The sequence below is a fragment of the Vitiosangium sp. GDMCC 1.1324 genome (genome assembly GCF_003044305.1).
Lineage (GTDB): Bacteria > Myxococcota > Myxococcia > Myxococcales > Myxococcaceae > Archangium.
On record NZ_PZOX01000005.1, the window covers coordinates 217,940 to 230,436 of the forward strand.

At 63.2% G+C, this 12,497-nt stretch carries 3 protein-coding genes; all 3 read left to right on the top strand.

Features of this window, described 5'->3' with window-relative positions:
* The first annotated feature begins 145 nt into the window (after nt 1–145).
* The 3 genes from DAT35_RS16955 (at nt 146) to DAT35_RS16970 (ending at nt 12,388) form a co-directional block, all read left to right on the top strand.
* Nucleotides 146–1,393 carry an IS701 family transposase gene (locus DAT35_RS16955; RefSeq protein ID WP_108068080.1) on the top strand — a complete coding sequence of 416 codons (1,248 nt, stop codon included), beginning with the start codon at nt 146–148 and terminating at the stop codon, nt 1,391–1,393.
* Nucleotides 1,394–2,442: 1,049 nt separating this feature from the next.
* The gene (locus DAT35_RS58185) at nt 2,443–5,757 is read left to right on the top strand and encodes a hypothetical protein (protein WP_146209753.1); all 3,315 of its coding nucleotides are present in this window, start codon (nt 2,443–2,445) and stop codon (nt 5,755–5,757) included.
* 1,468 nt (nt 5,758–7,225) lie between these two features.
* Nucleotides 7,226–12,388 carry a caspase family protein gene (locus tag DAT35_RS16970; RefSeq protein WP_108068083.1) on the top strand — a complete coding sequence of 1,721 codons (5,163 nt, stop codon included), beginning with the start codon at nt 7,226–7,228 and terminating at the stop codon, nt 12,386–12,388.
* Nucleotides 12,389–12,497: the final 109 nt, after the last annotated feature.

Below are 12,497 nucleotides of genomic sequence, written 5' to 3' on the forward strand. Positions count from 1 at the left end.
AGAGCTGAACCCTAGCAGGCTGCTCCTCGGGCGAGGGTGCAGAGCAGCCTCCTACCGGAACAGGTTCTAATACTACAGCTGTAGTTCGGAAGACCTGAGCGGTGGCCTCTGTTGAACCAACAGCAGAGGTAACCGGAGGTTTCCCATGAAGGCGCAGGTCGCGACCGAGCCTGCCGAGATGGTCCTTGCACAGAGGCTGGTCGAAGAGTTCGAGCGAGTCACTGCACGGCTGGGATCGCACTTCCGCCGACGAGAGGCGCACGAGGCAGCCAGCAGCTACGTGAAGGCACTGCTATCGCGAGCAGAGAGGAAGAATGCGTGGGGCCTGGCCGAGGAGGCTGGCAAGGCCGCGCCGTATTGCTTCCAACACCTGCTGCTGCGGGCGAAGTGGGACGAGGCGGCCGTGCGAGATGGCGTGCTGGCGTACATGCGCGAGCGGCTCGGCGAGGGCGGCGTGCTCGTGGTGGACGAGACGGGATTCTTGAAGAAGGGCGACAAGTCGGCCGGCGTGGCACGCCAATACACGGGCACTGCCGGGCGGATTGAGAACTGCCAAGTGGGTGTCTTCCTCGCGTACGAAACGCCTCGAGGCCATTCGCTGGTAGACAGGGAACTGTACCTGCCGGAGGAGTGGACGCGGAACAAACCCCGGTGTCAGCAGGCCGGTGTTCCGGACGAGGCGGCATTCCGCACCAAGACCCAACTGGCTCACGCCATGTTGCTGCGAGCCTTCGAGGCGGGTTTGCGCCCCTCGTGGGTGACGGGTGACGAGGTGTATGGCCGCGACGGCGAGTTGCGCCGCTTCCTGGAGCAACGCCACCAACGGTACGTGCTCGCGGTGGCCTCCAATACCTACGTATGGCGAGGCTTCGTGCAGGTGCCGGCTGGCCGTGTGTTGTCCGAGCTGGAGCCAGAGGACTGGACGCGCCTGTCCGCGGGAGCAGGCAGCAAGGGCCCGCGCCTGTACGACTGGGCGCTCGTCCGGGTCAACTCGCATACCGGCACGCTGGCCCGGTGGCTGCTGTTCCGCAGAAGCCTCGCGGACCCTAGCAACGTGGCGCACTACTTGGTGCACGCGCCCGCCAATACCTCGCTGGATGCCATGGTGAAGGCCGCTGGCAGTCGCTGGCCGGTAGAGGAGTGCTTCGAGTCGGGAAAGGGCGAGGTCGGGCTGGGCGACTATGAAGTGCGCAGCTACACCGGCTGGTACCGCCACATGACGTTGTGCCTGGTGGCCCATGCGTACTTGGCCGCAGCGCGCTCGCTGGCCAATACCGAGGAGCAGCTGCCTCCCCCAAAAGCTCTGGGCCTGCCGCACCGCAGAAGCCGGATGACCGCGTTTCGTCGGCGCCAGGGCCTGCTCTCCGCGTCCGCCTCTCCGTCCAGGAGATAAGACGTCTGCTGCTGGCACTCGTCTGGGCGATTCGCCCGACGGTGGACTTCGTGCTGCGGTGGAGCCGCTGAAGGCGACGACACCAAGCCATCGCCAAGCTGTGCCACTACCGCCGCAGTAATCCTCGGCTCAAAGTACAACCGTAGTACTAAGAGCCAATTTCAGCAAGCCTCACCCCTGGCCGGTTGCTCCTCGGGCAGGGAAAAGAAGAAGGAGCCTACCGAAACAGGCCTTGAGAGCACATCTCAGCAGGCTCCATTCCTGACTATTGCTCCTCAAACTTCCGGGCACCCTCATGAGCCATGCGCTGGCACATGAAGGCGCCCGGCTTCTCGTACTGCCATTTGATGCAGAGGGACTGGCGCTCTGCTGGGTTACACACCTTGCACTTGAAACAGCAGGCGCAGCCCTCGTCTCAGTACACCATACATCCGTCACCACCTCAGCCTCCTCCCCGACCAGCACAGAAGCCACGTCATCAAGGATCTCGATGACTCCCAATCTGGGGGAGAGCAGCAGGAAGAGGGTGAGCCGGAGACGTGAGCTGACGGGCGTGGATGGTTCTGTCCAATCTCCACGTCCCAGTGGCCGGTTCCGTCCAGACTCGGAAGAGGAGCCAAGGCGTTCTTCCCTCTGACGAAGCCCCGCTGCCATGCACTGGCTCACTGCTTGCTAAGCAACACCTCGACTGGAGTCACAGCCCCAGGGCAGGAGGGGAGCGTCAGGGGTATCCCCTCTTGCATTGGAGACTGCCGGAGCGTCCTCCAGGAAAGACAAGAGATGACCTTGAGGTTCAGCGCATTGTGCCGCGTCATATTGCTTGGCTTCGGCATCTCCGGGGGATTTCAGCAGAAATCCTGACAAACTTTAGGACTCATTGGCGTTGCAAACAAAACCCTAGGACTCATTGGCGTTGCAAACAACAAATACCCTTCGCGCTCTCCCGCCCGGCATCTCCTCACTCAAACAGCACAGAAGTATGACCACCAATCAAGTATCCTGCCCTTAAGCTAGAATCCGATAACTTGTATCCTTTGGAGATATTACCTTTGCGCCACAAACAGTTTCGGCTCGCAATCGGTGGTGTTCTCGGTTTTCTCCTGGTAGCCATCTGGGCTGGCTATTCATGGAAGACCGAGCAAGGTGTAGGTCAGAGAACGCCCACCGAGAACATGCCGGAGCCGGTGCGGGCAACTCAGCACGAGGCCCATGGCGCCACGCCCTCAGGAGAGTTGTCATCTCTGGTGGGACAGCATGAGACATACCAGGTGCACGCAACGGGAGCCACTTTCACTGTGACCCCCATCCGTCCACGTCAGCAGTCGCTAACCACGCCAGAACTGGTAATCGAAAGAGAGGAGGGAGCGCCCGCCACTTTCGAGACGATCGCGATGGAAAGAGGGGGGAATCCACTGGCCTTGACCGCTGGGCGTGGACGCGCCACGACTGACGGGGACTGGGTCATCGAGCGGGGGAGTGTCGTCGAGCAGGTGCGCCAGATGGAGAGGGGCGTTGAGCAAAGCTGGAATTTTGATCGCAAGCCCGCTGGGCGCGGTGGGCTCGTGGTTCACATCCGAGTCACGGGGCAGAAATACACGGAGTCTTCCCGGTATGGCTTGCATTTCGCGAGCGAGGGCAAGAAGACGGGTCTGCTCTATAGCCGGGCCACATGGGTGGATGCACGGGGCCGACGAACCCCCATCATGCCACGTTATGAGGGCGGGGAGATTCGCCTCGCTATCTCGAACGAGGTGCTCGAGTCTTCAGAGTACCCCGCCGTGCTGGATCCGATCATCTCGTCCGATTTCAAGATGGAGAACTCAGTATACCCGGCCATTTCCGGCGCCCAGACCAATCCGGCCGTGGCATTTGATCATGTGAACAAACATTACCTGGTCGTTTGGACCAACCAGCGCCCCACCACCGGGGCAGACATCTACGGCGCGTTGCTCAATACCGACGGCACCCTCTTCAAGGGCGGCGTCGTCATCTCCAGTGCGAGTGGCGATCAGAGGAACCCCTCCGTCGCGTTTGACGGCAGCAACTTTCTCGTCGTCTGGGAGGACGAACGCAACCCCGCTTCCACGGACATCTATGGCGCACGGGTGGATGGAAACGGGGCTGTTCTAGATACTTCGGGCATTGTGCTGACCAGCGCCACCAACAACCAGACCCTACCGAAAGTTGTCTTCAGGGGCTCCGATTCCGACTATCTTGTTGTCTGGCAAGATACACGCAACGTAAATCGGGATATCTATGGCACCCGGGTGAACGTGGCGGGCAATGTGTTGGACGGGAGCGGCGTTGCGCTTATCATGCGGCCTGGAGAACAAGGCCAACCAGCAATCGCCGTAGGGGCGACCAACTCGTTCTTGGTGTGGGAGGACGGGAGCGGTTCTGCGACTTCGCATATCTATGGCGCCCTGCTGCCCGCGGGTAGCTTGACCTCCCTCTCCGCCTTCAATATTTGCCCAGGCCCTACAGCCAGCCAGATTACTCCCAGCGTTACATTCCACGTCGCCTCTGGGAACTATTTCGTGGTCTGGAGCGATACACGCAACACGACGACCTCCAACGACATCTACGGAACCCGAGTAAACAGTGCCGGCACGGTATTGGATGCCTCCGGCTTCGCTATCTCCAACGCGCCGCTCGAACAGTTCGCGCCATCCATTGCCACTGCTGGGGACAGCCTTGTGGCAGTGTGGCAAGACGCACGTAACTCCATCGATAACGATATCTTCGGAAACCGGTTGCTCGGATCTGGCGGCGTACTGGATGGTTCGGGTTTTTCCATCTCCAGCAGCACGGATGAGCAAACCCCCGTAGTGAGCCCTGCCGTCACGGGCCAACAACTGGTGCTCTACAGCGCGCCGGACCCAAGCCTATCGATTCCACGCATCCGCGGTAGGCTCATTAGCAGGCAACCGCTGGGGAACACATGCAGCCTGAATCAGGATTGTGCCTCTGGCTTCTGCGTGGACGGAGTGTGTTGCAACAGCGCCTGTGGAGGGAACTCTTCCGACGACTGCTTGGCCTGCAGCACTGTTACCGGGGCAACGGCGAATGGAACGTGCACTGCCCGCCCGAACGGCGCTGCCTGTAGCGATGGCAATGCGTGCACAACCCCGGATACCTGCCAGGCAGGTGTCTGCACCGCAGGCACTCCTGCCACCTGTCCGGCCTCCGACCAGTGCCACGATGTGGGCACCTGCAACCCTGCCACGGGCACCTGCTCCAACCCCACCAAGCCCAATGGCTCTTCCTGCAGCGACGGCAATGCCTGTACTCGCACCGACACCTGCCAGGGCGGCACCTGTACCGGAGCTGCCCCTGTCACCTGTGCGGCCTCCGACCAGTGCCACGATGTGGGCACCTGCAACCCTGCCACGGGCACCTGCTCCAACCCCGCCAAGCCCAATGGCTCTTCCTGCAGCGACGGCAATGCCTGTACTCGCACCGACACCTGCCAGGCAGGTACCTGCACCGCAAGCAGTCCTGTCACATGTACGGCCTCCGACCAGTGCCACGATGTGGGTACCTGCAACCCTGCCACGGGCATCTGCTCCAACCCCGCCAAGCCCAATGGCTCTTCCTGCAGCGACGGCAATGCTTGTACTCGCACCGATACCTGCCAGGCAGGTACCTGCACCGCAGGCACTCCTGCCACCTGTACGGCCTCCGACCAGTGCCACGATGTGGGTACCTGCAACCCTGCCACGGGCACCTGCTCCAACCCCGCCAAGCCCAATGGCTCTTCCTGCAGCGACGGCAATGCCTGTACTCGCACCGATACCTGCCAGGGCGGCACCTGTACCGGAGCTGCCCCTGTCACCTGTGCGGCCTCCGACCAGTGCCACGATGTGGGCACCTGCAACCCTGCCACGGGCACCTGCTCCAACCCCGCCAAGCCCAATGGCTCTTCCTGCGACGATGGCAATACCTGCGCTCTCGCAGACAGCTGCCAAGCTGGAGTCTGCGTTGCCGGTACGGTGCGCCCCCCCGAGATATGTAACCTCGTGGACGACAACTGTGACGGCGCCGTCGACAACATCCCCGCTCTCACCTGCTCAACCAGAGAGTGTCGCGTTGGTACGAAATACTGCACGGCCCGTGGTGGCACCGCGTGCTCCTATACGGCCAACTCACGCAGCGGCACCCTGTGCAGCATCGGCTCGTGTAACGGCAAGGGCTCCTGCTGTGGCACGGTCCGCACTTATGTCGCTGCACGCTATGAGTACGAGATTCTCTTCTGGTACAGGCACTGTTCGGGTTGGCTGTGGTGGAGGAAGTGTACCTGGTACCCATTCTGGGGCTGGCGTTACTACCCGGCTCATTACGTCAATAAATACAAGTGCATTTGATTCAGGTGATCCACCATGGGTTTTGACCCGGAGAGCCGACACGTGAGGCCTCAGCAAATCAAATTCGTCAGTACACTGCTCCTGGCAGTAGCGGTCATCGTCGTCGGGGCGCGGTGCCAGACTTCTTCTACCCCTCCCGAAAAGCCCGCGGAGCAGGAGGATGCGGGTGTTGTGCCAACAGACGGAGGAATCGCGGAACCGGATGGTGGCGAAGGGGACGCGGGAGAGGATCCGGACATGCCGCTGTCCTGCCCGGAGGAAACAACAGCATGCAAGACATCGTGTACCAACACCTCCTTGGACACCGAGAACTGCGGCACTTGTGGCACGCGTTGTAATGAGGACCAGGAGTGTATCCAAGGACAGTGCCTGGCTATGGGCTGCGCTCCCTTTCAGCAGGCATGCGCCACAGGGTGTACGGAGGTAGCGATCGATCCGGCCAACTGCGGCCAGTGCGGCAAAGCGTGCTCGGCGGAACAGGTGTGTGTGAATGGCCAGTGTGCTGAGCCCTCCGAGTGTCCTCCGCTGAGTGTGCTGTGTGGAGGCAAGTGCACACTGTTGAGTGAGGATCCAGCCAACTGCGGCCAGTGCGGCAAGGAATGCCCAGCGGGGCAGGGTTGCAGGGAGGGCGTGTGTGGGCCCATGACGGACTGCCCCGCCCCCGGAGTGTTCTGCAATGGGGTATGTACCGTGCTCGCCAAGGATCCGAACAACTGTGGCAAGTGCGGCAATACTTGCGAGCCTGGACGGACCTGCACCAACGGCAGTTGTGAGGCTCGCTGTCAGGCACCCGCAGTCGAATGCTCGGGGATATGCACCATTCTAGATGCCGACCCAAGCCACTGTGGTGCCTGCGGTAATGCATGTGGCAAGGGAATGTCCTGCAAGGGTGGCAAGTGCGAAGCGGGTTGCGAGCAAGGATGGGTCCTCTGCAATGGGGAGTGCACCGAGCTGGCCAATGACGCGCGGAACTGCGGCGCCTGTGGCAACTCGTGCGCTGCAAACGAGCATTGCGTGCAAGGGAGTTGCAGTGCCGGCTGTGGAGACGGGGGGACACTCTGTTCGAATGGATGTACCTCGGTGGAGTATGACCCGCAGAATTGCGGCACCTGCGGCAACGTGTGTCCGAGCGGCAAGAACTGTGTCCAAGGCAGTTGCCGTTGAGCCTGCCCGCCGCACCTTGAATAATCGTGGGCTCGCCTCCTGACCTTGCGTGAGACTTCAGCCTCACCCAAGCGCCGGTGGCGAGCCCCGAGCCCACCTCCTCCTGGTGCAGTCGCCAGTGCTTGGCAGCGAGTTCCGGTGGTCACTTCCGTCCACCAGGTGGACACATGTGTCCACCTGGCCTCAAGAATGGACGTTTTCGTCCATCCCCCGCCAGCTTGCGACACAGGCTTGGTAGCCAACGGACGACCTCCAGGTTGCGTCGCTTGATTCCCAGATTCACATCGGTTTGTTCTTCCCGCCGATGCGAACCTCAGACTCCGACACGGCCCTGCCTGGCTTCGAGCGCAGTCTCGCCATCGTCATCGGTATCAACGCCTATTCCCACGGCATTCCCCCCCTCCACAACGCCGTGCGCGACGCCAACGCCGTCGCCGACTCCCTGGAGAGCCAGGGCTTCGAGGTGATCCGTCTCCTCGACTCCCAGGCAACCCTCTCATCCCTCTCCCTCCTGCTCTCCCATCACCTCCCCTCCCTTCCCTCGCCTGCCGATAGGATTCTCATCTACTTCGCCGGTCATGGCCTGGCCCATACCGACGAGCAGCACCAGTTCTCCGGGTTCCTGCTGCCCGCTGACGCTCGCCGCGACGACACCTCCTCCTACTGGCCCATGGCCGCCCTTCGCGACGCGCTGCGCCTGCTGCCCTGCCGCCACCTGCTGCTCATCCTCGACTGCTGCTTCGCCGGGGCCTTCCCCCACTCCCCCTCGCGCGACATCCGCGCGCCCTCCCTCCCCGCGCCCCTCCACCTCGAGCGCTTCCGTCACTTCTCCTCCCGCCGCTCCTTCCAACTCCTTCTTTCCACCGCCCACGACGAGCTGGCCTCCGACAGGCTCCTGGCCAAATCCTCTCAGGAGTCCCTCGGCGACGGACTCCACTCCCCCTTCGCCCTCGCGCTCCTCCAGGCCCTCCAACCCCATTCCCCCGCCGACTCCAATCAAGACGGCCTCCTCACCGCCGCCGAGCTCTACACCTTCCTGCGCGACAGGCTCCTCTCCCTCGTCCCCTCCCACTGCCAGCAGACTCCCTCCCTCTGGCACCTGGACTGGCACGACGGAGGCGAGTTCCTCTTCCTCCTCTCCGACTCCCTCCCCTCCCTGCCTCCCGCCGCCCCGCTCTCCCAGCGCTCCAATCCCTACCTCGGCCTGCGCCCCTTCTCCTCCTCCCACCGCCACCTCTTCTTCGGCCGAGAGCGCCTCGTCGACTCCCTCCTCGAGCGACTGAGGACCCAGCCCCTGCTGCTGCTGTGCGGCCCCTCCGGCGCGGGCAAGTCCAGCCTCGTCCATGCCGGCCTCCTTCCGAGCGTCTCCGAGGACCCCTCCTGGCGCGTCCCCCCATCCCTGCGCCCCTCGTCCCAGCCATTCCAGGCGCTGTCCTCCTGGCTCGCCTCGCTGGCTCCCAATACCGCGGCTCCCTCGGCCTCCGCCCTCGCCTCACGGCCCCGCGCCGCCGCCGACTTCCTCTCCTCCTTCCTCTCCCGCAACCCCGAGCGCGCTGTTCTCCTCGTCATCGACCCGCTCGAGGAGCTCGTCACCGCTTGCCTCGAGGACTCCGTGCGCCGCGCCTTCCTGCGCTCACTGTCCAGCCTCCTCCTGCTCTCGCACCCCCGGCTCCACCTGCTGCTGCTGCTGCGCTCGGACTTCGAGCCCCACTTCCTCTCCCTCCTCCAGGCCTCCGCCCTTCCCTCCGCACTCTGGCATGGCGCCCGTCTCAACCTCCCGCCCATGAACCGGGACGAGCTGCGCCGCTGCATCGAGAAGCCCGCGGAGTCCTGTGTCCTCTTCTTCTCCCCGGGCCTCGTCGAGCGCCTGTTGGATGACGTCGAGCAGATGCCCGGCGCCCTTCCCCTTCTCTCCGTAGCCCTCAGTGAGCTGTTCGGCGCCTACCTGGCCAGTGGCCGGGACGACCGCACCCTCTGCTTCGAGGACTACCACCACATTGGCGGTGGCATCGCGGGAGCGCTCCAGCGCCGGGCCGAGCTCGTCTTCTCCGGGCTGCCACCGCCCTCCACCGAAGGACAGCCCGCCCTGCCGCCTGTTCTCTCATCGGAGCTGCCCTCCTTCCAGCGCACCCTGCGCAACGTGCTGCTGCGCATGGTGTCTCCCGAAGGTGGCGAGCTGGCGCGCCGCAGGGTGCCGCGCGCCGAGCTGGAGTACCCCCACCACGAGGAGAATTCCCGCGTCCTGCGTGTCCTGCGCACCCTGGAGGCCAGCCGTCTCGTGGTGGCCAGCGACGACGGAGGACCCTGTGTCGAGCCCGCTCACGATGCCTTGCTCTCCGCCTGGCCCAGGCTTCATGACTGGGCACGCCACGCTCAGCGCGAGCTACTCCTGCTGCGCCGTATCTCCCATGCCGCCTTCGAGTGGAACCGCCACCATCGCGCAAGCGACTTCCTCTGGGCGGACGCGCGATTGGATCAGCTCGGTCTGGCGCTGACCTCCCCGCGCCGCACCGACGAGCCTCTCGCATTGCCCACCGTTTCACCTGGGGGCCAACCCACTGAGCCCTTGGCGCTCAACGCCGCGGAGAGTGGATTCCTCCGCGCCAGCGCGACACGCCGGCGCTTGCTGCGCACCCGCCGCGGCGTGCTCGCTCTTACGTTGGCCATGATGCTCGTTGCGCTCACCGTGGCCGCCCTCTTCCAGGCCAACAAAGCTAACTTCAATGCCAGGGAAGCCCAGCGCCAGCAGCGCGCCGCCGAAGCCAGCGCGGAAGAGGCACGCAAGCAGAAGGAGGCCGCCGAGGCCAACGCCAGGGAGGCCCAGAAGCAGCAGCGCATCGCCGGCCTCAACGCCAAGGAAGCCCAGCGGCAGCAACAAGCAGCCGAGGCCAACCTCGAGGAGGCTCGAAAGCAACAAGAAGCCGCTGATGCCAACGCCCGAGAGGCGCTGCGACAGCAGAGGGTTGCCGAGGCCAATGCCACGGAGGCTCAGCGGCAAAAGCAGTTCGCCGACGCGAACGCCCAGGAAGCCCTGAAACAGAAGAATACCTCCGAGGCCAATGCCAGGGAGGCTCGCAAGCAACAGGAGGCCGCCGAAGCCAACTTCATGGAGGCTCAGCGGCAAAAGCAGTTTGCCGACGCGAACGCCCAGGAAGCCCTGAAACAGAAGAACACCTCCGAGACCAATGCCAGGGAGGCTCGCAAGCAACAGGAGGCCGCCGAAGCCAACTTCATGGAGACTCAGCGGCAAAAGCAGCTCGCCGACGACAACGCCTTGGAAGCCCGCAAGCAGCAAGAATCCGCCGAGGCCAACTTCAGGGAGGCTCGCAAACAACAGGAGGCCGCCGACGCGAGCGCCAGTGAGGCCCAGCGACAAAAAGAAGCCGCTGAGCTCAACCTCCAGGAGGCGCGAAGACAACAGCAGATCGCTGACACCAATGCCAGGGAGACCTTGGAGCAAAAGAATGCCGCTGAAGCCAATGCCAAGGAAGCGCGCAAGCAACAAGAAGCAGCCATCGCCAGTGCCAGGGAAGCTCAGAAACAAAAGGACCTGGTCCTGGCCAGCGCGCGGGTCAAACAAGTAGACATGCTCATTGAGGAGGATCCCACCAAGGCACTTCTGGTGCTCCTCGAGGCAAGCCCTCAGATCGAATCCTGGGGCAACCCATGGCACCAGGTTGCCCTGGCTCTCAGTCAACACGCCATCAGCAGCGCCATCCTGTCCGGGCACAAGGACACTGTATTCACAGCGCTCTTCAGTTCCGACGGCTCCCGCGTCCTCACTGCCTCCGCGGATGGCACCGCTCGCATCTGGCGTACCGACGGCACCGGGGCGCCTCTCATCCTCTCGGGCCATTCCGGAAATGTGACCTCCGCCACCTTCAGCCCCGACGGCTCCCGCGTCCTCACTGCCTCTGAGGATAACACCGCTCGCATCTGGCGTACCAACGGCAAAGGGAAACCTGTCATCCTCTCGGGCCATACCGATACAGTGAATTCCGCCACCTTCAGCCCCGACGGTTCCCACGTCCTCACTGCCTCTGTGGATGGCACCGCTCGCATCTGGCACATAGACGGCAAGGGCGAGCCTCTCATCCTCTCGGGCCATAAAGATGCAGTCAGATTCGCCACCTTCAGCCCCGACGGCTCGCTCGTCCTCACTGCCTCTTGGGATGGCACCGCTCGCATCTGGCGCATCGACGCCCCGGAGGAACCCATCATCCTCTCAGGCCATACCAATGCAATATACAACGCCACCTTCAGCCCCGACGCATCCCTCGTCCTCACCGCCTCTTTGGATGGTACTGCTCGCATCTGGCACACGGACGGCGCGAAGGCGCCCTGCATCTTCACAGGCCATCCCATCGACCTGACGTCCACCACCCTCAGCCCCGACGGCTCCCACATTGTCATTGCCAATGCGGATGGCACCGCTCACATCTGGCGCACCAATGGAACGGGGGAGCCTGTCCTTCTCTCAGGCCATACCAATGGGCTGAATTCCGCCACCTTCAGCCCCGACGGCGCCCTCGTCCTCACCGCCTCTTTGGATGGTACTGCTCGCATCTGGCGCACCGATGGTACGGGGGAGCCTATCCTCCTGTCGGGCCATACCGATGGACTGAATTCCGCCACCTTCAGCCCCGACGGCTCCCTCGTCGTCACTGCCTCTTGGGATGGCACAGCTCGCATCTGGCGCACCGACGGCAAGGGCGAGCCTCTCATCCTCTGGGGCCATACCGACAATGTGGCTTCCGCCGTCTTCAGCCCCGACGGATCCCTCGTCGTCACTGCCTCTTGGGATGGCACCGCTCGCATCTGGCGCACCGACGGCAAGGGTGAGCCCGTCAGCCTCTCAGGTCATTCCAATGCAGTGAATTCCGCCACCTTCAGCCCCGACGGATCTCGCGTCCTTACTGCCTCCGTGGATGGCACCGCTCGCATCTGGCGCACCGACGGCAAGGGCGAGCCTCTCATCCTCTCAAGCAGTGACGATGAAGTGAATTCCGCCACCTTCAGTCCCGATGGTTCCCGCGTGCTCACTGTCTCCGAGGATGGCACCGCCCGCCTCTGGCACACTGACAGCACGAAAGAACTCTTCATCCTAGCGGACCATGGCACGGCAGTGACTTCCGCCGCGTTCAGCCCCGACGGATCCAGCGTGCTCACAGTCTTTACGGATGGCACCGCTCGCATCTGGCGTGTGGATGAGCAGAGTCGTCCCCTCATTCTGCGGCAGCAAGGGCGTGCGTTGGTCCTTCCAGACGGCTCGGGCGTCGTGACCTTGAGCGAAAATGGGCTGGTTTACATCTGGCCTATAGAGCCCCACACGCTGATCACCTCTTTTTTGAATGCCACGACGGCGTGCCTCTCCATTAACGAACGCGTGAACTACCTCTTCGAGTCTCCGGATGAGGCACACAAAGGCCATGAACGTTGCGAGCGCTTCCATGGCCGGCGTCCCTGATCTCCTCTCAAGCAGATGGAACAACAGCGTCCGTTCATAGCCTTCGTTGAGCTGTGAGCCTGCCCCGGTTTTGTGGACACACCTCATAAGTCGGCTACACGGGAGGTAG